Source organism: Pseudomonas sp. TE36184 (assembly GCF_054060055.1).
Genome location: NZ_JBSSCU010000001.1, coordinates 545,443 through 569,075, shown reverse-complemented (window position 1 = coordinate 569,075; position 23,633 = coordinate 545,443). Strand labels below are relative to the sequence as shown.

Below are 23,633 nucleotides of genomic sequence, written 5' to 3'. Positions count from 1 at the left end.
CGGGCCGCCCTACCCTGATGAACCGCGGAGGCCCTTATGCTCACCCATCCCAACATCGTTCTAACCCTGCGCAGGCATCACCTGTTCAGCCGGCTGCCTGAAAAAACCTTCCAGGATGTCTGCACCCTGGCCAGTCTCAAGCGTTTGCCCAATCACACCCCGCTCATGCACCAGGGCGATCCCGCCGATCGGTTCTTCCTGCTGGTCAGCGGCCAGATCAAGCTGCACCGGGTCACTGGCGAAGGTCAGGAGCATCTGGTGGAAGTCATCCGCCCCGGCCAGACGTTTGCCGAAGCGCTGCTGTTCACCCAGGCCAAGGCGTACCCGGTAAGTGGCACCGCGCTCAAGGACAGCGTGCTGGTGAGTATCGAAGGCCAACACTATCGCCGCGCCCTGGAAGACCAACCGGCCATTTGCCTGGCGATTCTGGCGAGCATGAGTATTCACCTGCATCAGCGCCTCCAGGACATCGACACCCTGACCCTGGCCAATGCCAGTCGCCGGGTGATCAATTTCCTGTTCCAGGAGCGCGACGACGTCAGCGGTGAGGTGGTGTTGCAGGTGCCCAAGCGCCTGGTGGCGTCGAAGCTGGGGATTCAGCCGGAGACGTTTTCGAGGATTCTGCATCGGCTGGTGGAAGGCGGGTTGATCGAGGTGCGCCAACGCACCATTCGAATCCTGAACGCAGAACAGTTGATGGGGTATCAAGCCGGTTGATACCCCCTCGCGGTCAATGCCCGCTGTGCATCATCGGCATCGGTTGCTGCAACAGCGCCAGGTCGATCTGCTCGAAACGCAACAGCCGGCCACCGGTGTCCGCCGCGACTTTCTGCGCTTTGGCCTCATCGGCAAACGAAGCCAGGACCACGCCCATGGCGCCCTTGAGCCCGGTGCCGATCACGTAGTACGCGGTGCGGGCGTCGATCAGGTGCTTGTCGTCCGGGGCATTCCATTGGCTGCGGCCCATGTCGTGTACGTACAGCTTCGCGTCGTCGTGCCGGTTTTCCGGTTGCAGCCACCAGCCGAGCATTTCGGCGGTAGAGCAGAATTTCTTCACCCCGCCCCACTCCACCACTTGGCCCTTGGGCCCGGGGAATTCGTTGATCACCATACCGCACACGTGGCACTCGTCGTTGGGATGAAACGCCACCGGCGCGTCACTGAAGCTCGACTCCGGCGCCTTGTCGCAGGCGCTCATCAACAAGCCGACCAACAAGGCCGCCACTACCCGTGTCTTGAAACCCATTTCACTCACTCCAGCAGTCATAAAAAAATCCTCACGCCGCACGGCGGCGGAACAGCCCGTAGGCCAGTGCCAGCGGCACGGCCACCCATGCCAGCAGGCACGCCCACAGGGCCAGCGGCGGCACGTCCAGGTCCGAACCCAGGGCCATGACCCCGACGGACTGGGTGCCCGTACCGAAACCCGAGAGGTTGATCAACCGATACACGTCGGTGGGGTTGAGCAGCAGCAACCAGGGCAGCCCCTGCGGGTTGAACTGGCCTTTGCTGAGCACCAGCAAGGCCAGCAGCGCCAGGTCGAAGACCAGCACGAAGAAGAACCACACGCCGAGCGCCAGCCCGGCGGCGGTGGATTTTTCCGCGCACAGGCTGCTCAGACCATAAGCCAGCCCGAGAAAGCACCAGCCAAGCAGGGCCGAGGTCAGCATGAACCGGCCAAAGGCCCAGAGCAGCATGGCGAAGTCCACGTCGTCGACCAGCAACGCAATGGCGAGCATCGCGCAGCCGAAGCCGAGGACCGTGGCCAGCGCGAGGATCAGCCCATGGCCGACGAACTTGCCGAGCAGGATCTGCCCGCGCCCCAACGGATAGGTGAGCAACAGCAACAAGGTGCCGCTCTCGTCTTCGCCGACGATCGCGTCGTAGGCCAGCAACAGCGCGATCAGCGGCATCAGGAACGTCGCCAGGCTGGCCAGGCTGGCGATGGTCGCCGGGATCGAGGTGAAGCCCAGTTGCCCGGCGGCGGCGGCGCCCAGCCAGGCGATGCCGATGGCCAGCACTGCGAACAACAGGCTGATCGCCAACAGCCAACGGTTGCGCAGGCCGTCGCAGAACTCTTTGCGGGCCATGTTCCAGATCGGGTTCATAAGGCCGCCTCCTGTGCCGTGACCATCGCGCTGTCCATGTAATGCCGGTAGATGTCTTCAAGGGACGGCGGCAGGATTTCCACGTCGCTGGGGCTGTCCTCGGCCAGCAGTTGGCGCAGCAGTTGCACTTTGCTGCCGTTGTGCGCCGCCACTTGCAGCCCTTCGACGCCCCAGCGTCGGGTGACATGGCCGGCGGCGCTCCAGCGTTGTTGCAGCGATTCGACGCGCTGCAAGCCGCAGGTGCGGATCAGCGTCGGCAAGCCGGCCTCGGCGCGCAACTGCGCCAGGCTGCCCAAGGCCAGCAGGCGGCCCTGGGTCAGGATCGCCGCACGGTTGATGTGCGCCTCGACGCCCGGCAGCACGTGGGAGCACAGGATGGTGCTGGTGCCGGCCGCACGCAGGCGGTCGAGCAGGCGATACAAGTCCTGGGTGGCGAACGGGTCGAGGCCCACGGTGGGTTCGTCGAGCAGCAACAGGCGCGGCTCGCCGAGCAAGGCCTGGGCCAACCCGAGGCGCTGGCGCATGCCCTTGGAATAGGTCTTGACCCGCCGCCCTGCCGCCGCGGTCAGGCCGACGTCGTCCAGCAGGCTGTCGACCTGATGCATCGGCGCGCCCTTGAGCCGGGCGAAGTGACGCAGGGTTTCGACGCCGCTCAACTGTGCATAGAACGTGACGTTTTCCGGCAGGTAACCGAGCCAGCGGCGCACGTGGGGATCACTCGGCGCACGGCCGAACACCCGCACCTCGCCGGCGCTGGCGCGCAGCAGGCCGAGCACCAGCTTCATCGCCGTGGTCTTGCCCGCGCCGTTGTGCCCGAACAACCCCAGGACTTCGCCGGGGGCCAGGCTCAGGTTCAGGTCGTGCAGCACCGTGGCACGCCCATAGCGCTGGCTGACGCCTTCGATCTCGACGACATTCATCATGCAGGTTCCTTCTGAGTGGGGGCTTGCATCAGGGGGTGGCTGTCCATCACACCCGGCGACTTCATCACCGGAAACGCACGTTGCACCCAGCGCAGCAACTCGATGCCGGGGCTGTTCATCAACAGCCGCACCTGGGGGTACAACCACAGCAGGCGGTCGACGTTGTCGTTCGGCTCATACGCCACATCGCCGAGGCCATCGCCGTTGCGGTCCCAGCCGAGGTAGTCGCTCCAGTAGTTGCCCCGGCCGTCCGCCGACCATTCCTGCAAGCGGCTGGCGACGTATTTGACCTGGCGCTGGTTGTCGATGAAGGCGTTGCCGGCGATGCGGTTGTCTTCGGAGCCGGCGGTCAGGTGAATGCCCACCGCGCTGCGTGCGAAGCGGTTGTTTTCGATGCGGTTGAACAGCGAGTTGTAGATGAACAGTGCCTTGCCTTCGCCGCCGGCGATCATGGTGTCGCCGGTGGAGCCGTCGCGCACATCGGTGACGACGTTGTCCTGCAAGGTCGAATAGGTGATGTAGTTCATCAGGATGCCGTAGTTCTGGTCCTGCTCGGAGCGATTGCCGATCACCGTCAGCTTGCGGCTTTGCATCAACGCATAGCCGGTGCGGGTGCGGCGGGTGGTGTTGCCCAGGACCTGGTTGTCGTTGGCAAACATGTAGTGGATGCCGTAGCGCAGGTCTTCCAGGGTGTTGCCTTGCAGCAGGTTGCCGTTGGAGGTATCGATGTAGATGCCGTCGCGGGTGTCGCGCACGTGGTTATCGATGACGCGGGCACCGTGTACCGCGTACAGGTGAATGCCGTTGCCACGGTCCTGCGAACGTACCGAGGTGTCACCCTGGATGCGGTTGCCGATCACGCTCACGTCCTGGGTACCATCGACCCAGATGCCAAAGCCCTGGCCTTGCAGGCGGTTGCCCAGCACTTGCGCGCCACGCGCCTGGGGCTGGATGAACACAGCGGCGTTCATGGCCGTGAGGTCGGCGCCCCAATCGAGGAACGTGCAGCCTTGGACGCTGACATCCGGCGCGCTGATCAGCAGGCCGTTGCCCTGCCCTTCGGCCTGGAAGATGGCGCCGGGGGCGCAGGTCAATTGCAGCGGTTGGTCGATGCGGAACGAGCCCCGGTACTCGCCGGCAGGCAAGCGCCAACGGTTGGGGCCGTCGGCTTGCAGGGGTAAGTCGGTGATGGGGCGAACGGCGGCGACCGCTCCCGCCGAAGCCACTATCAGCATCACCAGGATGACGAGTGATCGAGTCACGATGATGTCCTCTTAAAGGAAATGCGGCTAAAAGTGGGAGGGACGGTGCGACGATTCGACTTGCTCCCGATGAGGGTGTGTCAGTTGATGCATCTGTGACTGATTCACCGCCATCGGGAGCAAGTCGAATCGTCGCACCGTCCCTCCCACATTTGCCTTGTGTCGTTTCTCAAACAGCGTGTCAGGCGGGCTCGACCTTCATCCGCCCGACCATTTCCATGTGCAGGGCATGGCAGAACCAGCTGCAGTAGTACCAATGCAGCCCGGGCTTGTCGGCAATGAATGTGATCGACGAGGTCTGCTGCGGGCTGATCTCCATGCTCGCGCCGTGGTTGACCATGACAAAGCCGTGGGTCACGTCTTCGATCATGTCGATATTGGTGATGGTCACGGTGACTTCATTGCCCTGTTTGACGGTGAACTCCGAAAGCCCGTAGGCCGGGGCCATGGAGGTCATGTACACGCGCACCTTGTTGCCGTCGCGGATCACCTTGCTGTCGGTTTCCAGGTTGATCCCGTCCTTCTTGGCGATGGCCACCGTTTCGGCGAAGAATGGATCGTTGCGCTCCCAGATTTTCTTGGTCTTGATCTGGTCGCGACGCGCCATCACACAGTCATGGGGCTCGGCGAAGGCCGGGCCGTCGTGGACCAGTTTCATTTCATCGCCGGAGATGTCGATCAACTGGTCGTTTTCCGGGTGCAGCGGGCCGGTGGGCAGGAAGCGGTCCTTGGAGAACTTGCTCAAGACCACCAGCCACTGGCCGTCGGCGTCGCGGGTTTCGGTCAGCGACGCATGGTTGTGACCGGGCTGGTACTGCACATCAAGCTTCTGCTTGATGTAGTTGACCTTCTCGCCGCCATAGGCACGGATGGCCTCGGCGATGTTCCACTTGACCACCTGGCTGTCGATGAACAGCGTGGTGTAGGCAAAGCCGCGTCCGTCGTAGGTGGTGTGCAGCGGGCCCAGGCCCAGCTCCGGTTCACCGACCACCACACCGCGCGGGTCGCTGATCTTGCCGCTGAACAGGTCGTCGAGTTTTTCGATGGCGATGATGGTGCAGGTCGGCGACAGCTTGCCGTTGGCGATGAAGTACTTGCCATCCGGCGAGGTGTTGCAGCCGTGGGGGTTTTTCGGCACCGGAATGTAGCGGGTGAACTCGCTGTCCTTGCCGTCCTCGGATTTGCGTCCGTCCACCACCGGCACCTTGACGCCGTCCACATTGATGAACTTGCCGGCCTTGATCGCCGCTTCGATGCGCGGGATGTTGAACACCACCACCCAATCGCGCTCATTGCGCATCATGCCGGCCAGGTCGGTGGCCTTTTCCGAGTTGTAGCAGGTGGCCGCTGCGTACTTGCCGGTGTAGTCCATGTCGGCGTTGTCGAGGTTGCCGTCGACGATCACCTGGAAGGCCATCTCCATTTTTTCCGCATCGATGGCGTTGAACATGGTGAAGCTGTTGCGATCCTGCAGGTCGAAGTTTCGGCCGTCATTGGGGTGCGGGATGATGAATTCGGCGTTGCAGAACACGTACTTGGTGTAGGGCACCTTTTGCAGGCGCAGGCCGTGGATGGCCTGAACGTTCGGTACGGTGAGGATTTTGTCGCACTTCATGATGTCCAGGCGGATGCGCGCCACCCGGCTGTTGGCCTTGTCATTGATAAACAGGTACTTGCCGTCGTAGTGGCCGTCGGTGGTGGACAAGTGCGGGTGATGGCAATCGCCGTTGGAGTACTTGGCGCCCTCGCCGAGGATGCGCTTGCTCTCGTTGGTCAGGCCCCAACCGGTGGCCGAATCGACGTTGAACACCGGGATACGCATCAGCTCGCGCATCGACGGGACGCCCATCACCCGCACTTCGCCCTGGTGACCGCCACTCCAGAAGCCGTAGTAATCGTCGAGCTGGCCGGGTTCCACATGGATTTTCGATTTGGCGTCCTTGGCCGCCGCCGCGAAGGATTCACGGGTAAACACCGCGCCGCCGAGGGCCGACGCACCCGCCAGTACGGCGCCGGTCACCGCACCGGTGCCGAGGAAACTGCGCCGGGTCAGGCCGTCATGTTTATCGTCTGTATCGTTCATGGGTTGCTCCTTCAAGCGTTGGGATTTATCTGCACTACGGGAATCTGTTCGGGCGCCGCCTTGTTGCGCTTCTTGCGTTTGTTGATCAGCGGCGGGCATTTGTTTTCGTTGTGCCAGGTCATCTGGCAGTCGAGGCAGTAGTGGCATTCGTTGGCGTTGATATGGCCGTCCGGGTGGATCGCCTGGATCTCGCATTCCTTCGCGCACAGCTGGCACGGGTTACCGCATTCCTGGCGCCGCTTGAGCCAGTCGAACAGGCGGAACTTGCTGGGGATCGCCAGGGCGGCGCCGAGGGGACAGAGGTAGCGGCAGTAGACTTTGCGGGTGAACAGGTTGATCACCAGCAACGCCACGGCGTAGAGCACGAACCACCACTGGCGGTCGAACTTGAGCGTGATGGCGGTCTTGAACGGTTCCACTTCGGCAAAGCGTTCGGCGGTGGCCATGGATTCCAGGGAGAGGCCGAACAGCACCAGCAGGATCAGGTACTTGATCGCCCACAGCCGTTCATGCACCGCGAAGGGCAATTCGAACTGGCGGATCTTCAGGCGGCGCGCGGCCTCGTTGAGCAGTTCCTGCAAGGCCCCGAACGGGCACAGCCAGCCGCAGAACACCCCGCGCCCCCACAGCAGGATGCTGGCGGCGGTGAAGACCCAGAGCATGAAGATCAGCGGGTCGGTGAGGAACAGTTCCCAGCGGAAGTCCTGGACCAGCGCATGCACGAAGGTCAGCACATTGACCACCGACAACTGCCCCAGCGCATACCAGCCGATGAACCCCACGGTAAACACCAGGTAGCCGCGGCGCAGCCAGTGCAGCAGGCGCGGGCGCCGGGCCAGGCTGTCCTGCAGGAACAGGATCGCGGTAAGCAGCAGCAGCGCGACGCCGAGCACCATGACCTGCACCTGTTTCTGGTACCAGATGCTCAACCACAGTGGGCGGCTGGCCTCATCCAGCGCGGCTTGTTCGGCGGCGGTGGGCAGCGGCCGTTCCAGGTACTGTTCGGGCATCTGGTAAGGCAGTTCGAAGCTGCTGAACGTGCCGCTGACCGGGCCGGTCTGGCGCCGCACCAGCAGTTCCAGGGTCCAGGGCGAGCCGGGGTCGAAGCCGGCCTGCGGGCGCACGATGAATACTGACATCTCGTCGAAGGCCGGGATGCCCTCGGCGTAGACATCGTCGATGCGCTGGTGGTCGAGGTCGCGGAAGCTGATCACGTTGCCGAACTGGCGCAACTGCACCCGGTCGAAAATCCCGCCGCGCACATAACCCGAACCCTTGAACGAAAACAGCCCACGGCCGAGCACGGCGATGGCCTGTTCGCCGGGTTTGAGCCCCTGCATCAGGTTGCGGTAGTGCTCTTCGCCCAGCAGGTTGCGGCCGATGCTCGGCGGGTTGATGTCGGCCACATAGAGGTCGATGAAGGTCTCATCCGCGGCCTCGGCGCCTTCGGCGGCGGTGTCCTTGAAGGCCGCGTCGACCTGGCCCCGGGTCAAATGCAGGCGGCGGATCGCGCCATTGCCGGTCAATTGTGCCCAGGTGGCGGGGTCAAACCGGTCGGTGCGGATCAACGCGACTTTCTGCGCGGTCGCGGCCTTGCCGTCGATCAGCTTGAGCCACACCGCCACGTCATGGGCCGCCCGCATCACCACTTCATTGACCACCATCGCGGTCACGGTCGCGCCGGCAATCGCGTCCACCGTCACCGCCTTTGGATCGCTGGAACGCCCGACCACCACGCGCTGGCGCACATCGACGCCGGAATAATGCGCGGTGAATTCGTGCAGTTTGATCTCGGGAATACCGATCAACAGGATCGGCTCGTGGTGTTCCAGCACGTAGGCATCGCGGATCACCCCGGCGGCGTCGAGGATCACCAGGGTGTTGATCGGCTTGCCCGAATACGCCGGGATCGCCACCACATCCAGGCTCTGGAACACGTAGCCAATGGGCTTGCCGGCAGTCGAAATGGTCCGCACCTTGAACGGACCGTCTGGCGCGGAGACCGCATCCTGGGCGGGGAAAGCGCGTTCGATACGCTGCTGTTCGATGTCGCCGTAAGGCCGGGCCTGGGCGGTGAAGCTGGTGATGAGCAACACCACCAGCAGCGTCAGCCAGTGGCGTGTCAAGCGCGCGGAGCGAGTCATGGAGTCCCTTGAGGCGTCGGGCTAAAGAGGGCCCCGATAGTGGGGCGACGATGGCAAGTGGCCCTTGATCGAAATCAAGTCGAGTCCGATGAGGGTGCGGCGCATACGCACGGCTGGCGCGTTGTCGCACCTCTTACTTGAGCTTCAGGCGCCGCGCCAGCTTGTGCAGGTTGCTCGCGTCCACGCCGAGCAGGCGCGCAGCACTCGCCCAATTGCCGGCGCAGTGTTCCAGGGCGTGGCGAATGTTCCAGCGCTGGCACTCGTCCACCGCCACCGCCAAGGGTTGGAAGGCCTCGATCGATGACGCGGGCATGGCTCGCTCCACCGCGACGGCGGCCGTATCCAGGCCCAGGGCGTGCGGCTCCAGGCGGATCACCGAAGTGCGCGGTTCGCCACGACTGAGCTGCTTCAACGCGGCGCGACTGATCACATGCTCCAGCTCACGCACATTGCCCGGCCAGGCGTACTCGAGCAGCGCCTGTTGCGCCGTCGGCGACAGTTGCAGGTCATGCAAGCCCAGGCGCTCGCGGTTGAGCTCAGCGAAATGCCGCGCCAGCAGCAACACATCCTCGCCACGCTCGCGCAACGCCGGGATCGGCAGCGGGTACACCGACAGCCGGTGATACAGGTCGGCGCGAAACAGGCCGTCACGCACGCGGTCGGGCAGGTGGCGATTGGTGGCGGCGATGATGCGGACATCCACATGCAATGGCCGATCGGCGCCCAGGCGCTGGATCTCGCCATTCTCCAGGGTGCGCAGCAGCTTGGCCTGGATGCTCAAGGGCAATTCGCCGACCTCATCGAGGAACAAGGTGCCGCCGTTGGCCGCATCGAACCGCCCGGCGCGGTCGTGGGTGGCGCCGGAGAAGGCGCCCTTGACGTGACCGAACAGCTCGCTTTCGGCCAACGCCTCCGGCAGCGCCGCGCAGTTGACCTGCACCAGAGGCTTGTTGCCGCGTTGCGACAGGCGATGCAGGCGCCGCGCGAACAGCTCTTTGCCGACCCCGGTTTCGCCGAGCAACAACACCGGCAACTGCGTTTCGGCCAGCAGCGCCAGCTCGTCGAGCAACTCCTGCAACACCGCGCTCTGGCCGAGGATGCCGTCGAGCGGCGCGGTCATTTCGACCCTCCTGGGGTTCAGAGCACCCTGGAAGCGTGTGGTCATGATTACCTTACTCCGGGATAAATCGTTACTTTTCAATGCGTTAAAATTGGCACGCTGCCTGCAATCACTGGTTCATACCCGTATTGCCGATGAGGAAAGCCCGATGACCGTGAGCGACTGGAACACCCAAACCCAGGACCACTTGATCGACCATCTGCTGGCGCGCTACCACGCACGTCATCGCGAGCAATTGCCGGAACTGGTCCGCATGGCGAGCCGCGTCGAACAGGTCCACGGTCAGCACCTGCAATGCCCCAACGGCCTGGCCGACCTGCTGCTCGACATGCAGCAGGAACTGGAGAGCCATATGCTCAAGGAGGAACAGGTATTGTTCCCGATGCTGCAAATGGGCATGGGGCCGCAGGCGTCGACGCCGATCCAGGTGATGCGCTACGAGCACGACCAACACGCCGAGGCCCTGGAGCAGTTGTTGAGCCTGACGAACCAGATCACCCCGCCGGCCGAGGCCTGTAATACCTGGCGCAGCCTGTACCGCGAGCTGAGCGCCTTTCATGCCGACCTGCGCGAACACATCCGCCTGGAGAACGACATATTGTTTGCCCGGGCCGCGCCCAGCCTCGCCGCGGCCCGCGCATAGCGCACTTTCACAAGCGTTCACTGCGACGATCGTGCAGCGTTGCCTGTGCGCTGCCCTTGTCGTAGATCAAGTACGGCCGACGCCAACAGGATTAACCTTGGGTATCCCTTCCCGATATTCCCCGAGGTCAAGATGGTGCTCCATCGTGTTCATCACCAGATCCTGCGCAGCCACCACTTGTTCGAACCCCTGGACGAGGCGCAGTTGAACGAGCTGATGAGCAGCAGCCAATTGCTCAGTGTCGACAAAGGCGAACCGCTGTTCCGCCAGGGCGAACCGGCCGATGCGTTCTACTTCGTGATCGCCGGCGCGGTGAAAATCTACCGCCTCACCCCGGACGGCCAGGAGAAGGTGTTCGAGGTGATCGGCGAACGGCAGACCTTCGCCGAAGCCATGATGCTGATGGATACGCCCAACTACGTAGCGTGCGCCGAAGCGGTGTGCCCCACGCAGTTGTACCGGCTGTCCAATGCCACCTACATGCGTTTGCTGCAGAGCAACAGCCGCCTGACCTTCGCCCTGCTCGGCAAGTTGTGCGTGCGCCTGCACCAGCGGGTCAACGAGATCGAAACCCTGTCGCTGAAAAACGCCACCCACCGCGTGGTGCGCTACCTGCTCACGCAACTGGTGCGCTTGCAAAGCACCACCGACTGCAGCTTCGAGCTGCCGATGGCCAAGCAACTGATTGCCGGGCACCTGTCGATCCAGCCGGAGACGTTTTCGCGGATTATCCGACGCTTGATCGACGAGAAAATCATCACCCAGGACGGCCGGCAGATCGCAATTCTCGACCGCCCGCGCCTGGAGCAATTCGAGTGAAAACCTGCCTGGTCTGCCAGCACGGCAATGCCGTGGAGCGCGACCTGTGCGAGCGTTGCGCCACACCGCTACCCGAGGCCCACGCCAGCACCCAGGCGCGCCGACTGAAGCGTTTCCAGTGGTTCTGCCTGGGCCTGACGCTGTTCTGCGTGGTGATGTTCTTCTGGTTGCCCAGGGACTTTTACTGAGTCTCGGTCAACTGCCGATACAGCTGCGGCAGGCGTTGCGGTAATTGTTCCGGGCGATGGATCAGGGTGAAACCATGGGCGCCGAACATGTACGGCAGATAGTCGCCGGCCTGTTTGTCGATGGTGATGCAGAACGGAATCAAGCCCTGGCGCCGCGCTTCGACCACCGCCTGGCGCGTGTCCTCCACGCCGTAACGTCCCTCATACAGGTCCAGGTCATTGGGCTTGCCGTCGGTGATCAACAACAGCAACTTGCGCCGCTGCGGGCAGGCGCCCAGCAACTGGGTAGCCTGACGGATAGCCGCGCCCATGCGCGTGTAGTAGCCCGGTTTGAGGCCCTGGATCGCGCCGCGCGTGCGGTCGTCATAGGCTTGCTGGAACGTTTTGAGCACCTGCAAGCGCACCTGGTGCCGCCGCAGTGAAGAAAACCCATACAACGCAAAGCGATCCCCTGCCCCGGCCAGGCTTTCACCAAACAGCAGCAGGCTGTCGCGTATCACATCGATGACCTTTTGCTCATCGTTGACATGGGCATCGGTGGACATCGACAGATCGGCCAGCAACAGGCACGCCAGGTCGCGGTGGGTGTGGCGTTGTTCAAGGAACAGCCCGCGTTCGGCGCAGGCGCCCTGCTGGCGCTGCACATGAAAATCCAGCCAGGCCTGCAGGTCGACCTCTGACCCCTGGGGCTGCTGGCGCTGCCATTGGCGGTCGGTGCGCAGGCTCTGGAATTGCCGGCGCAAGCGCTGGGCCTGGGCCTGCAACCGCGCGGGCAAGGGTTGCGGGGCGTCGCAACGCGGCTGCATCAATTGCAGGTTGACGAAGTCTTCCTGCAAGCACTGCCGGCGATAGTCCCACTCGGGCAACTTGATGCCGTCGCCCAAGGGGATGTCGTCGACATCGGCGGGCGGCAGATCCAGGTGCAGCTTGAGCCCGCCGCTCTTGCGCACGCGCTGGCGCGACAGGCTCAACTGGTCGAGGTCTTCGGCGACGCGGGCGGCGTCCGGGTCCTGGCTGTCGTCGGACCAGCGATCGAGGTCGACGTGTTCGCTCCAACTGAACAGGTTTTCCAGGCGCACCACCAGCAGGCCGCCATCGCGGCTCGCGTCGTCAACGCGGGTGGCACGCTTGGGCCCGCCTTGCTGCTCGCCGGGCGGGGCTGAGAGGTCGTCGCCCTCCTCTTCCAGGTCGGTATTTTGCGCGGTGTCCAACTGCAGCGCCGGGTACAGCCATAACGGCAACGGCCAGGCGGCCCGTGAACTGCGCGGCAAGTGACGCACGCTGCCGGGTTCGCGCAGGGCCTTGCGCAAGGCCCGCTCCAGGGCGGCTTCATCGGGTTTGAGGCTGGCGGGGTCGGGGCGCAGTTGCAGGTGCGCCTCCACCAGGCGTTGGTAGCGCGGCAGCATCGCCGGGTAGCGCTGCAACAGCAGCCAGGTCCAGCGTTGGTTGTCGCGCGCCCAGTGGCTCATCGGCCCGGCGTGGGCCGCGAGCAGCGCCAGCCAGCGGTACAACTCGTGATTCAGCGCCGCGTCGGGAAACACCGCCAGGCGTGCCGGCAAGCGCAAGCGGTTGCCGTCGCAGGACGCCAGGGGGGCTTGCTTGCAGGTGCCGGCGATACGCATCAACAGGTTGCGGCGCAGCAACAGGTCGCGCTCGCAGGCCGCCTCCAGCGCCATCCCGCCAGCGCCGCCCAGGGCGCGGAACAACAGGGCCAGGCTGCGCTGATGGTCCGTCAGCGCGACCTGCGCCTCGGGGAAATCGACATTGGCACGGCGGGTGATGAAGCGGTGCCAGACGCTGCCGACCCACTCTTCCAATTCCAGGGTAAAGGCCATGAGCCGTGCTCCAAACGTAAAACGGCCCGCTGTACCAGCCGGGCCGCCCTCTTAGGGATTGACGATCAATACACAATCGGCGCCGGCGCACCGGCGACGGCTTGGCGTTGGCGGAAGCTGTACAGGTAGCAGAGCAGCCCCAGCAGGAACACCACGCCACTGGCCAACCGAGCCCAGAACAAGACGGTCAAATGCTCGACCGTGGCCATGAACGGCAAGGCCACACCGTCCGCCGGCCAGCGCTGCAACCACACCTGCACCACACCGGCTGCGGTGAGGAGCAAGGTGATCATCACCATCGACAGCACCATCAGCCAGAAGCCCCAGATTTCAATGGTCTGCGAACGCGCATCGGGCGCTTCGCCGAGGCCGCGCAAGCGTGGCATGGCGTAGCTGATCAGGGTCATCACGATCATCGCGTAGGCCCCGAAGAACGCCAGGTGACCGTGGGCCGCCGTGAGCTGGGTACCGTGGGTGTAGAAGTTGACCGGTGCCAGCGTATGCAGGAAGCCCCAGACCCCGGCGCCGAAGAACGCCGTCACCGTGGTGCCCTTGGCCCACAAGGTCGCCGCGCGGTTCGGGTGCTGGCGCCGCCGACGTTTGACCATGGTGAAGGCGAACATCACCATCGCCAGGAACGGCAGCGGCTCCAGGGCCGAGAAGATCGAGCCGACCCACAGCCACACCTCGGGTGCGCCGATCCAGAAGAAGTGGTGCCCGGTGCCGATGATCCCGGTGATCAAAGCCATGGCGATGATCACGTACAGCCATTTCTCCACCACTTCACGGTCGACGCCGGTGACCTTGATCAGCACGAACGCCAGCATCGAGCCCATGATCAGTTCCCACACGCCTTCTACCCAAAGATGCACCACCCACCACCAGTAGAACTTGTCACGTGCGAGGTTGCCGGGGTTGTAGAAGGAGAACAGGAAGAACACCGCGAGGCCGATCAGGCCGGTCATCATCACCATGCTGACCGTGGTTTTGCGGCCCTTGAGCAGGGTCATGCCGATGTTGTAGAGAAAGCCCAGGCACACCACCACGATGCCCATTTTGGTAATGGTCGGTTGCTCGAGGAACTCGCGGCCCATGGTCGGCAGCAGTTCGTTATGGGTCAGCTTGGCCAGTGCCGCATACGGCACCAACAGGTAACCGAGGATGGTCAACACCCCGGCTGCGGCAAACACCCAGAACAGCAAGATCGCCAGTTTGGGGCTGTGCAGTTCGCGGTCGGCCTCCTCGGGTATCAGGTAATAGGCGGCGCCCATAAAGCCGAACAACAGCCAGACGATCAACAGGTTGGTATGGACCATCCGCGCCACGTTGAAGGGGATCAACGGGAACAGAAAGTCGCCCACCACGTATTGCAGGCCCATGATCAGGCCAAACAGCACCTGGCCGACGAACAGGATCAAGGCAAACACAAAGTAGGGTTTGGCCACGGCCTGGGATTGGAATTTCAGATAGGGATTGGCGCTGCGCATGGCTCAGCCCTCCTTGTTGGGTGGCCAGTTATTGGTATCGATCTTCGAGCTCCATTTGAGGAACTCGGCCATATCGTCCACCTCCTGGTCGCTGAGGTTGAATTGCGGCATGGCGCGACGCCCCGGCACCCCAAGGGGCTGCATTTTCATCCAGGCGTGCAGGAACGGCTTGAACCCTTCGTCACCCCCACGACGCTTGAACACATTGCCCAGCTCCGGCGCAAAGTACGCGCCTTCGCCCAACAGAGTGTGGCAACCGACGCAGTTATTACGCTCCCAGACGCTTTTGCCGCGGATCACCGATTCAGTGAGCTGGTCGACATTGCTACGGGCGGGAAAGGTTTGTTCGGTGTGGTAGGTCAAGGCCAGGAAAATCAGGAAGAAGAACACGCTTCCTCCGAAATAGATGTTCCTGGCCATGCCCTTGGTGAAGGTCTCTGACATGGTCGCTTCCTCATGGCTTGGCGGGGGTCATGATAGGAAGGTGGAGGGTGAAAACCGCTTGATGGCGATCAAGAATTGTTGATCGGGGTGGTCAAGTATTCTTGGGGGATTGAGTCTGGGTCGGTTGCGGCGGTGACAGTGCCTGTTTTCTGGTATTGGCTGAACACTGCTGAATGGCCATTCAGCCCCCCACAAGCCCCACCACCAACACCAGAACCACCGGCCAGCCCAGCACCAAAGCGCGCCAAAACCTGGGAGCATGCCGCAACTCCATGAACCCATCGGCAATCAGCCACGCCTTGACCACCGCCAGCAGCAAAACCGCCAGCCACAGCCCGGAGCCGCCGGCGAGCACGGTGCCGACGCTGAGCACGACCAACGTGGCCCAACACACGATCAGCCCTTGGGAAATGGACATCGGTACCTCATCCAATCACGTAAACCAACGGAAACAACACCACCCACACCAGGTCCACCATGTGCCAATACAGCACCCCCGACTCCAGCCCGCCGACCGACAGCCCGCCGCGCCAGCAGCCCAGCGCCAGCCACGCGAGAATCACCATGCCCAGCAGCACATGCAGGAAATGGAACCCGGTCAGTAGCCAGTACAAGGTAAAAAACGTGCTGTGCTCCAGGCCCAGCCCGGCAGCGCCGAGGTGGGCGTACTCGGTGAGTTTGATCGCCACGTAGACCAGCGCCACCAACAGCGCCGCGACGAACAAGCCGGCGCCGCGCCGCCAGCGCTGCAATCGCACCTGCTGCAACGCCAACGCCGCGAGCAGCCCGGCGGTCAACAGGCTCAAGGTCATCGCCAGCCCGGTGGAGGTGTCCAGTTGCGCGCGCCCTTCGGCAAACACCTCGGGCTTGAGCACCTGGGTCACGGCGAACGCGAGGATCAGAATCGCGAATACCGACAACTCGGCAAGGATGAAAAACCACATCGCCAGGTCGCCCGGCAGGCGGCGCGGTTCAGGCAAAGTACACATCGACCACGTCCATCAAGGCGGTCACGGTGTGCGGGTCGTCCGTCAGCGCCTCGGCCAGGCATGCCAGGCAGGCTTCGCGAATGGGCATGCCGGCGGCGATCAGGCGCGCGGTGAAAATCAGCAGACGCGTGGAGGCCACTTCTTCCAGGTCGTGTTGATCGAGGCGGCGCAAGGCCTGGCCGAGGCGCACCACCTGGGTCGCCAGGGCAAGGTCCACCTGGGCCTCGCGCGCCACGATGCGCGCTTCGCCCTCGACGGCCGGGTAATCGAAGCGCATCGCGACGAAACGCTGGCGGGTGCTGGGTTTCATGCCCTTGAGCAGGTTCTGGTAACCGGGGTTATAGGACACCACCAGCATGAACGACGGCGGCGCCTTGACCACTTCGCCGGTGCGCTCCAGGTACAACTCGCGGCGGTCGTCGGCCACCGGGTGCAGCACCACGGCGGTGTCCTGGCGCGCCTCGACCACTTCGTCCAGGTAGCAGATGCCGCCTTCGCGCACGGCACGGGTCAGCGGGCCGTCCTGCCACCAGGTGCCCTCGGCGCCGATCAGGTGACGGCCGATCAGGTCGGCGGCACTCAGGTCGTCGTGGCAGGCCACGGTGTACAGCGGCAAGTTCAGACGATGCGCCATGTGCTGCACGAAACGGGTCTTGCCGCAGCCCGTGGGGCCCTTGATCAGCACCGGCATGCGGTGGCGCCAGGCGTGTTCGAACAGCAGGTGTTCATTGTCCAGGGGTTGGTAGAAGGGCTCAGTCATGACAGGCATCCACAGCGGGTTTGATGGCCACGCTAAGGGCGCCTGCGACAACCTGGCAAGCACCGCCCGAGACAAACTTGATCGTGATCAAGCGAAGTTTGCGGTGCTGCCCCCTAGTCTGGCCCCGCACGAAGAACCTGCGCCCCGCACCGTGTTGCGAGGCAACGCAAAGGTCCCGCCTGAGGAGTAAATGGAATGCTGACTCGCAACAGAAAACCCTTCACCCTGAGCCTCGCCGCACTGAGTTGCGCGTTGGCCTTGGCACTGCCCTTGAGCGCCCATGGCGCACCCCAGCCGGCCGAAGTGAAAACCGCCGGCGCGCCGGACATGAGTCAGGCCGACTTCGACACCTCCAAACAGATTTACTTCGAGCGCTGCGCCGGTTGCCACGGCGTGCTGCGCAAGGGTGCCACCGGCAAACCGCTGACACCGGACATCACCCAGGCCCGTGGCCAGGCCTATCTGGAAGCGCTGATCACCTACGGTTCCCCCGCCGGCATGCCGAACTGGGGCACCTCCAATGCGTTGACCAAAACCCAGATCAGCCACATGGCCAGCTTTATCCAGCACACCGCGCCAACCCCGCCGGAATGGGGCATGGCCGAAACCCTCAAGACCTGGAAAGTGCTGGTCAAGCCCGAAGACCGTCCGAAGAAACAGCTGAACGATCTGAACCTGGAAAACCTGTTCTCCGTCACCCTGCGCGACGACGGCAAGATTGCGCTGATCGATGGCGACAGCAAGAAAATCGTCAAACTGATCAACACCGGTTATGCCGTACACATCTCGCGGATCTCCGCCTCGGGCCGCTACCTGCTGGTGATCGGCCGCGACGCCAAGATCGACATGATCGACCTGTGGCCCGCCGAACCGACCAAGGTCGCCGAGATCAAGGTCGGCATCGAGGCGCGCTCGGTGGAGACCTCGAAATTCAAGGGCTACGAAGACAAGTACGCCATCGCCGGTTCCTACTGGCCGCCACAGTTCACCATCATGGACGGCGAGACCCTGGAGCCCAAACAGATCGTGTCCACCCGCGGCATGACCGTCGACAAGCAGGAATATCACCCCGAGCCCCGCGTCGCGGCGATCATCGCCTCCCACGAATGGCCGGAGTTCATCGTCAACATCAAGGAAACCGGCAAGGTGATGCTGGTCAATTACCAGGACATCAAGAACCTCACCATCACCACCATCGACGCCGCGCCGTTCCTGCATGACGGTGGCTGGGACAGCACGCACCGCTACTTCATGACGGCGGCCAACAACTCGAACAAGGTCGCGGTGATCGACTCCAAGGAACGCAAGCTCACTGCCTTGGTCGAGGTCGGCAAGACCCCGCACCCAGGCCGTGGCGCCAACTTCGTACACCCTACCTACGGGCCGGTCTGGGCCACCAGCCACTTGGGCGACGGCGGTATTTCGGTGATCGGCACCGACCCGATCAAACACCCGCAATACGCCTGGAAACAGGTGGAATCGCTCAAGGGCCAGGGCGGCGGCTCGCTGTTCATCAAGACCCATCCCAACTCCCGGCATTTGTATGTCGACACCACCCTCAACCCCGACGCCAAGCTCAGCCAGTCGGCCGCGGTGTTTGACATCGACCATCTGGACAAGGGTTACACGGTGCTGCCGATCGCCGAATACGCCGGCATCAAGCAAGGCGCGCTGCGCGTGGTGCAGCCGGAATACAACAAGGCCGGCGACGAGGTGTGGTTCTCGGTGTGGAACGGCCAGACCGAGGAATCGGCGCTGGTTGTGATCGACGACAAGTCCCTGAAGCTCAAAGCTGTTATCAAGGACAAGCGCCTGATCACCCCAACCGGAAAATTCAACGTCTACAACACCCAACACGACATTTATTGAGCCCCATCAACACAAGGACTTCCGATGAAAAATACTCTCCTCGCACTGCTGACCTGTGCCGCCGCATTCAGCCTGCAACCGGCCTTCGCCCAAGACGGGCTGGCCTTGTTCAGCAGCAAACCCTGCGTCGGCTGCCACATGGTTGACAGTAAACTGGTGGGGCCGGCCTTGAAGGACGTCGCGGCCAAGAACGCCGGCGTGAAAGACGCCGCCGTGACCCTCGCCAGCCACATCAAAAACGGCACCCAAGGCAACTGGGGGCCGGTTCCGATGCCACCGAATATGGTGACGGAAGACGAAGCCAAGGTCTTGGCCGAATGGGTCCTGACCTTGAAATAAGCACAAGGAGCGCGCCATGAATGCATCGATGATCGGTACGGCCATGGCGCTGTTCCTGCTGATTCCCACGTGGGCGCTGGCCACACCGGACGCCGCCCGCCTCGAACACCTGCTGACCCAGGACTGTGGCGCCTGCCACGGCCTGTACCTCACCGGCGGCCTGGGTCCGCCCCTCACCCCGGCGGCCCTCGCCGGGCAAAGCCGCGACAGCCTGACCGCCACCATTACCTATGGCCGCCCTGCCCGCGCGATGCCCGGCTGGGCGCCGTTGCTCAGTTCCAGCGAGATCGCCTGGCTGGTCGAACGCCTCTTGCAAGGAAGCCCCGCACCATGATGCGCCCCACTCTTCTATCGCTGTGCCTGCTGCTCGGTGCCTGTGCCCAACCGCCGCTGCGCGGTACTGGCGACCTGGGCCTGGTGATCGAACGCGCCAGCGCCAGTGTGCAAATCATCGAGACCAGCGGGATGACGGAGCTGGGCCGGATCGACGGCTTGGGCGACCTGTCCCATGCCTCGGCGGTGTTTTCCCGCGACCAGCGCTACGCCTACATTTTCGGCCGCGATGGCGGCCTGACCAAAGTCGACCTGCTGCGCCAACGCGTTGAAAAACGCATCATCCAGGGCGGCAACAGCATCGGCGGCGCCATCAGCCAGGATGGCCGCCTGATTGCCGTGTCCAACTACCAACCCGGCGGGGTCAAGGTGTTCGATGCGCAGACCCTGGCCCAGGTGGCCGACATTCCCGCCACGCCCCTGGCCGACGGCAAACGCTCGCGGGTGGTGGGCCTGGTGGATGCGCCCGGCCAGCGCTTCGTGTTCAGCCTGTTCGACACCGGCGAGATCTGGAGCGCCGACTTCAGCCAGGGCAACACCCCGCAGATCACCCGGTTCCGCGGCATCGGCGAGCAACCCTACGACGCGCTGATCACTGCCGATGGCCGTTACTACATGGCCGGGCTGTTCGGTGAGGACGGCATGGCCCAGCTCGACCTGTGGCATCCCGAGCACGGGGTCAAACGCGTGCTCGCGGATTACGGGCGCGGCCAGGCAAAACTGCCGGTGTACAAGATGCCCCACCTCGAAGGCTGGGCCGTGGCCGACAACCAAGCCTTCGTGCCCGCCGTCGGCCATCACCAGGTGCTGGTGATGGATGCGCGCAGCTGGCAGCAGACCGCCGCCATCGATGTCGCCGGCCAACCGATTTTCGTCACCGCACGCCCCGACGGGCGCCAGCTGTGGGTCAATTTCGCCTACCCGGACAACGACCGCGTACAGGTGATCGACACCGAGACCCACAAAGTGGTGGCCGACCTGCGCCCCGGTCCCGGGGTGCTGCACATGGAGTTCACCGGGCGTGGCGAACAGCTCTGGCTGTCGGTGCGCGACGGTGAGCAGGTGCAGGTCTGGGACCCGTACCGCATGACCTTGCTCAAGACCTTGCCGGCCTTGAGTCCCAGTGGAATTTTCTTCAGCAGCCGCGCGCAAAAAATGGGGTATTGAGATGGACCTTGACCTGCTTAGCCGTCAATTGATCGAACGCTACCAGCACGGCATGCCGCTGTGCGCCGAACCTTATCGCGAAATGGCCCAGGTGCTGGGCTGCAGCGAGGCCCAGTTGATGACGTGCCTGCACCGCCTGGAACTGGCCGGTTCGCTGTCGCGGGTCGGCCCGGTGTTCGAACACACCCGCGCCGGCGCCAGCACCCTGGCTGCCCTGGCGGTGCCGGTCGAACGCCTGGAACAGGTGGCACGGCGCGTCAGCCAGTACCCGGAAGTCAACCACAACTATGCGCGCGAGCATCAGTACAACCTGTGGTTCGTGTTGACCGGCCCACACCGTCAGCACCTGCGACAGATCCTCGACGAGCTGGAACAAGACACCGGCCTCATTCCCCTGGATCTGCCGATGCTCACCGCCTATCGCATCGACCTCGGGTTCTCCCTGGGAGCGCATCCGTGATCATCCCGCTGAGCCAAGAGCAAATGCTCGACCTGCGCCAATGCCTGGAACGCGGCTTGCCTCTTGTCTCGCGGCCCTACGACAACCTCGCCGAACAGATCGGCGCGCATCACGACCAGGTGTTGCAGCAGATGCAGCAATGGCAGGACCAGGGCCTGTTCCGCCGTGTCGGCCTGGTGCTCAATCACCGCGCCCTGGGCTTTGTCGCCAATGCCATGCTGGTGCTGGACGTGCCCGATGCGCTGGTGGACGAAGTGGGCAACCGCCTGGGCCGCGCGCCCGGTGTCAACCTGTGTTACCAGCGCCCACGCCGCCTGCCGCAGTGGCGCTACAACCTGTTCTGCATGGTGCATGGCCGCGAACGCAAGGAGGTCACGGCGCATATCCAGCGGATGCTGGAACAGCAGCAACTGAGTGACCTGCCGCACCAGTTGCTGTTCAGCACCCACGCCTTCAAGCAATGCGGCGGGCGCTTTACGCCGCCGTCGTCGCAGGTATGGGCCCATGGATGATCTCGACCGGCGCCTGATCAATCGCCTGCAACACGGCCTGCCGCTGGTGCGCGAACCCTGGCGGCAGGTGGCGCAGGAACTGCACAGCCACCCGAGTGAAGTGCTCGACCGCCTGCACGACCTGCTCGAAGACGGGGTGCTGACGCGCTTCGGGCCGATGTTCGATGTCGAGCGCCTCGGCGGCGCCTTCACCCTAGCCGCGCTGGCCGTACCCGACGCGCGCTTTGACGCGGTCGCCGAACAACTCAACGCGCTGCCCCAGGTGGCCCACAACTACCGCCGCGAACACCGCTGGAACATGTGGTTCGTGCTGGCCTGCGGCACCGAGGCCGAACTGGCCGCCACACTGTCCCGCATCGAGACCCTGACGGGGTTGGCGGTGCTCAATCTGCCGAAGGAGCAAACCTACCATGTCGGTCTGTATTTCCCGGTCTGACCACCACCTGGCCCTGCGCCTGGTCGCCCTCACCCAGGGTGGCCTGCCGCTGCTGGACGATCCCTGGGCCTGGCTCGCCGAGCAGTTGGGCATCAGCGTCGAGTCGACCCTCGACTTGCTCAAGCACCTGCAGGCTGAAGGCGCGATCCGGCGTGTCGCCGCCGTGCCCAACCATTACCGCCTGGGCTATCGCCACAACGGCATGACCGTGTGGGACGTGGCCGACGTGCAGATGCCGCGCCTGGGCGAATTGATCGGTGCGCAGCCGTTTGTCAGCCATTGCTACCGCCGCCCGCGCCGTCCCGACTGGCCCTACAACCTGTTCGCCATGGTGCATGGGCGTAGCCGCGAGGAAATCGACAGCTACCGCGAGCACCTGCGGTTCCTGCTCGGCGATGCCTGCCGCGGCGACGAGATGCTGGTGAGCAGCCGCATCCTGAAAAAAACCGGCCTGCGCCTGACGCCGGCACCTTAGAAGGAGCGTCCTATGCTACGGATCAGTCAGTACCTGCGTACCCTGGCCGGAAAATGCCCGCCGCCCCGCACCTCGCCGCCCGGCAAGGAGCGGCCGCCGGTGGTGATCTGGAACCTGCTGCGGCGTTGCAACCTCACCTGCAAACACTGTTACGCCACCAGCGCCGACAGCGTGTTCCGCGATGAACTGGACACCCCGGCGGCGCTCCAGGTGATTGACGATTTGCACGCGGCCGGGGTGCGTGTGCTGATTCTGTCGGGCGGCGAACCGCTGCTGCGCGCAGACCTGTTCCAGCTCAGCGCCTATGCCCGGGACAAAGGTTTTTTCGTCGCGCTGTCGAGCAACGGCACGCTGATCGACGAACACAATATCCAGCAGATCACCGACGCGCGCTTCGACTATGTGGGCATCAGCATCGACGGCCTGCAGGCGACCCACGATGCGTTTCGCCAGTTGCAGGGCAGCTTCCAGCGCTCGATGCACGCCATCCGCCTGTGCCGCGAGGCCGGCATTCGCGTGGGCCTGCGCACCACCCTGACCCAGGAAAACCATGGGCAGTTGCCGCAACTGCTGGCGCTGATGCGTGACTACGATGTGCAGAAGTTCTACCTGTCGCACCTCAACTACAGCGGGCGCGGCAAACGCAGCCGGCAGTTGGACGCGCACCGGCAGATGAGCCGCGATGCGATGACGCTGATTTTCCAGCAGGCCTGGCACGACATCGAAAACGGCGTCGACAGTGACTTCGTCAGCGGCAACAACGACGCCGACGCCGTGCTGTTGCTGCAGTGGGTCCACCAGCATCTGCCCGAGCATTATCCGCAGCTGGAACACCTGCTGCACGGCTGGGGCGGCAATGCGTCGGGCAGCGGCATCGCCAATATCGACAACACCGGCGAGGTACACCCCGACACGTACTGGTGGCAGCACTCGGTGGGCAATGTGCGCAACACCACGTTCCGCCAGCTCTGGCTGGACCGGCCCGACCCATTGTTGCTGCGCCTGCGCGAACACCCGCGGACCATCGGCGGGCGGTGTGCCGAGTGTCGCTGGCTGCCGATCTGCAACGGCAACACACGCACCCGCGCCTGGGCCAACGGCGACCTTTGGGGCCCCGACCCGGGTTGCCACCTCAGCGACGCCGAGATCGCCCTGCAGCCTCGCAACCTGATCCCTTGCTCGACCACCCGGTGACACAACCGGGGGCAGCCTACCTGATGATGTATCAAGGACGTCT

The 23,633-nt window shown here is 63.8% G+C and carries 24 protein-coding genes and 2 pseudogenes; 13 read left to right on the top strand and 13 right to left on the bottom strand.

The genetic code is table 11. The annotated features are described in order from the left end of the window. The first annotated feature begins 36 nt into the window (after positions 1 to 36). The gene (locus ACVWZP_RS02695; protein ID WP_046383082.1) at positions 37 to 717 is read left to right on the top strand and encodes a Crp/Fnr family transcriptional regulator; all 681 of its coding nucleotides are present in this window, start codon (positions 37 to 39) and stop codon (positions 715 to 717) included. 13 nt (positions 718 to 730) lie between these two features. Here ACVWZP_RS02695 and ACVWZP_RS02690 read toward each other — a convergent pair whose 3' ends face one another. The 7 genes and pseudogenes from ACVWZP_RS02690 to ACVWZP_RS02660 form a co-directional block, all read right to left on the bottom strand. Continuing rightward, positions 731 to 1,246: a nitrous oxide reductase accessory protein NosL gene (locus ACVWZP_RS02690; protein ID WP_457369345.1), complete on the bottom strand. Its 516-nt coding sequence runs from the start codon at positions 1,244 to 1,246 to the stop codon at positions 731 to 733. 31 nt (positions 1,247 to 1,277) lie between these two features. Then, the gene (locus ACVWZP_RS02685; protein WP_046383080.1) at positions 1,278 to 2,108 is read right to left on the bottom strand and encodes an ABC transporter permease; all 831 of its coding nucleotides are present in this window, start codon (positions 2,106 to 2,108) and stop codon (positions 1,278 to 1,280) included. After that, entirely contained in the window at positions 2,105 to 3,028 is a 924-nt protein-coding gene (locus tag ACVWZP_RS02680) for an ABC transporter ATP-binding protein (protein WP_017849332.1), read from the bottom strand. Before ACVWZP_RS02680 ends, ACVWZP_RS02685 begins: the two co-directional genes overlap by 4 nt. Continuing rightward, on the bottom strand, positions 3,028 to 4,266 hold the full coding sequence (locus ACVWZP_RS02675) for a nitrous oxide reductase family maturation protein NosD (protein ID WP_017849333.1): 1,239 nt from the start codon (positions 4,264 to 4,266) through the stop codon (positions 3,028 to 3,030). Before ACVWZP_RS02675 ends, ACVWZP_RS02680 begins: the two co-directional genes overlap by 1 nt. Positions 4,267 to 4,474: 208 nt before the next feature. Further along, positions 4,475 to 6,376, bottom strand: coding sequence for a TAT-dependent nitrous-oxide reductase (gene nosZ, locus ACVWZP_RS02670; protein ID WP_046383078.1), 1,902 nt, complete (start codon positions 6,374 to 6,376; stop codon positions 4,475 to 4,477). Positions 6,377 to 6,387: 11 nt separating this feature from the next. Beyond that, a complete protein-coding gene (gene nosR / locus ACVWZP_RS02665) occupies positions 6,388 to 8,520 on the bottom strand; it encodes a transcriptional regulator NosR (protein ID WP_057006109.1) in 2,133 nt (710 codons plus the stop codon). Between the two features lie 133 nt (positions 8,521 to 8,653). Then, a pseudogene (locus ACVWZP_RS02660) lies at positions 8,654 to 9,619 on the bottom strand (sigma 54-interacting transcriptional regulator); the annotation flags it as partial. Between the two features lie 208 nt (positions 9,620 to 9,827). Here ACVWZP_RS02660 and ACVWZP_RS02655 point away from each other — a divergent pair. The 3 genes and pseudogenes from ACVWZP_RS02655 to ACVWZP_RS02645 form a co-directional block, all read left to right on the top strand. After that, positions 9,828 to 10,283 (top strand): annotated as a pseudogene (locus ACVWZP_RS02655) (hemerythrin domain-containing protein); the annotation flags it as partial. A gap of 132 nt (positions 10,284 to 10,415) precedes the next feature. Then, the gene (locus ACVWZP_RS02650) at positions 10,416 to 11,102 is read left to right on the top strand and encodes a Crp/Fnr family transcriptional regulator (RefSeq protein ID WP_017849338.1); all 687 of its coding nucleotides are present in this window, start codon (positions 10,416 to 10,418) and stop codon (positions 11,100 to 11,102) included. Next, positions 11,099 to 11,290 carry a hypothetical protein gene (locus ACVWZP_RS02645; RefSeq protein WP_017849339.1) on the top strand — a complete coding sequence of 64 codons (192 nt, stop codon included), beginning with the start codon at positions 11,099 to 11,101 and terminating at the stop codon, positions 11,288 to 11,290. Before ACVWZP_RS02650 ends, ACVWZP_RS02645 begins: the two co-directional genes overlap by 4 nt. Here ACVWZP_RS02645 and ACVWZP_RS02640 read toward each other — a convergent pair. From ACVWZP_RS02640 to ACVWZP_RS02615, 6 genes are all read right to left on the bottom strand, one after another. Next, complete coding sequence (locus ACVWZP_RS02640) at positions 11,284 to 13,125, bottom strand: VWA domain-containing protein (RefSeq protein ID WP_457369344.1); 1,842 nt, start codon at positions 13,123 to 13,125, stop codon at positions 11,284 to 11,286. The two genes, ACVWZP_RS02645 and ACVWZP_RS02640, sit on opposite strands and share 7 nt — an antisense overlap. A gap of 65 nt (positions 13,126 to 13,190) precedes the next feature. After that, positions 13,191 to 14,612: a cbb3-type cytochrome c oxidase subunit I gene (locus tag ACVWZP_RS02635; protein ID WP_046383075.1), complete on the bottom strand. Its 1,422-nt coding sequence runs from the start codon at positions 14,610 to 14,612 to the stop codon at positions 13,191 to 13,193. A 3-nt stretch (positions 14,613 to 14,615) separates the two neighbouring features. Further along, positions 14,616 to 15,056 (bottom strand): c-type cytochrome, encoded by a 441-nt coding sequence (locus tag ACVWZP_RS02630; protein ID WP_017849342.1) that lies wholly within the window; start codon positions 15,054 to 15,056, stop codon positions 14,616 to 14,618. Positions 15,057 to 15,237: 181 nt separating this feature from the next. Then, complete coding sequence (locus ACVWZP_RS02625; protein ID WP_046383074.1) at positions 15,238 to 15,474, bottom strand: cytochrome C oxidase subunit IV family protein; 237 nt, start codon at positions 15,472 to 15,474, stop codon at positions 15,238 to 15,240. Positions 15,475 to 15,481: 7 nt separating this feature from the next. Next, on the bottom strand, positions 15,482 to 16,045 hold the full coding sequence (locus tag ACVWZP_RS02620) for a cytochrome c oxidase subunit 3 (protein ID WP_017849347.1): 564 nt from the start codon (positions 16,043 to 16,045) through the stop codon (positions 15,482 to 15,484). Next, complete coding sequence (locus tag ACVWZP_RS02615) at positions 16,029 to 16,805, bottom strand: CbbQ/NirQ/NorQ/GpvN family protein (RefSeq protein WP_017849348.1); 777 nt, start codon at positions 16,803 to 16,805, stop codon at positions 16,029 to 16,031. The genes ACVWZP_RS02620 and ACVWZP_RS02615 overlap by 17 nt, the downstream gene beginning before the upstream one ends. A 195-nt stretch (positions 16,806 to 17,000) precedes the next feature. On the opposite strand from ACVWZP_RS02615, the gene nirS reads away from it, so the two are divergent. The 9 genes from nirS to nirJ are packed head-to-tail and all read left to right on the top strand — an operon-like array spanning position 17,001 to position 23,590. After that, a complete protein-coding gene (gene nirS, locus ACVWZP_RS02610) occupies positions 17,001 to 18,674 on the top strand; it encodes a nitrite reductase (protein ID WP_046383073.1) in 1,674 nt (557 codons plus the stop codon). Between the two features lie 24 nt (positions 18,675 to 18,698). Then, entirely contained in the window at positions 18,699 to 19,013 is a 315-nt protein-coding gene (locus ACVWZP_RS02605; RefSeq protein WP_046383072.1) for a c-type cytochrome, read from the top strand. A gap of 16 nt (positions 19,014 to 19,029) precedes the next feature. After that, positions 19,030 to 19,347, top strand: a complete 318-nt coding sequence (locus ACVWZP_RS02600; protein ID WP_017849352.1) for a c-type cytochrome — start codon at positions 19,030 to 19,032, stop codon at positions 19,345 to 19,347. Continuing rightward, on the top strand, positions 19,344 to 20,513 hold the full coding sequence (locus ACVWZP_RS02595; protein WP_108525173.1) for a cytochrome D1 domain-containing protein: 1,170 nt from the start codon (positions 19,344 to 19,346) through the stop codon (positions 20,511 to 20,513). The genes ACVWZP_RS02600 and ACVWZP_RS02595 overlap by 4 nt, the downstream gene beginning before the upstream one ends. A 1-nt stretch (position 20,514) precedes the next feature. Further along, a complete protein-coding gene (locus ACVWZP_RS02590) occupies positions 20,515 to 20,973 on the top strand; it encodes an Lrp/AsnC family transcriptional regulator (RefSeq protein WP_017849354.1) in 459 nt (152 codons plus the stop codon). A 23-nt stretch (positions 20,974 to 20,996) separates the two neighbouring features. Beyond that, the gene (ahbB, locus tag ACVWZP_RS02585) at positions 20,997 to 21,485 is read left to right on the top strand and encodes a siroheme decarboxylase subunit beta (protein WP_032804989.1); all 489 of its coding nucleotides are present in this window, start codon (positions 20,997 to 20,999) and stop codon (positions 21,483 to 21,485) included. Beyond that, on the top strand, positions 21,478 to 21,921 hold the full coding sequence (locus tag ACVWZP_RS02580) for an Lrp/AsnC family transcriptional regulator (protein WP_046383070.1): 444 nt from the start codon (positions 21,478 to 21,480) through the stop codon (positions 21,919 to 21,921). The genes ahbB (ACVWZP_RS02585) and ACVWZP_RS02580 overlap by 8 nt, the downstream gene beginning before the upstream one ends. Further along, positions 21,896 to 22,396 (top strand): siroheme decarboxylase subunit beta, encoded by a 501-nt coding sequence (gene ahbB / locus ACVWZP_RS02575; RefSeq protein ID WP_017849357.1) that lies wholly within the window; start codon positions 21,896 to 21,898, stop codon positions 22,394 to 22,396. The genes ACVWZP_RS02580 and ahbB (ACVWZP_RS02575) overlap by 26 nt, the downstream gene beginning before the upstream one ends. Positions 22,397 to 22,408: 12 nt before the next feature. Further along, positions 22,409 to 23,590: a heme d1 biosynthesis radical SAM protein NirJ gene (gene nirJ, locus ACVWZP_RS02570; protein WP_017849358.1), complete on the top strand. Its 1,182-nt coding sequence runs from the start codon at positions 22,409 to 22,411 to the stop codon at positions 23,588 to 23,590. The last annotated feature ends 43 nt before the right edge of the window (positions 23,591 to 23,633 follow it).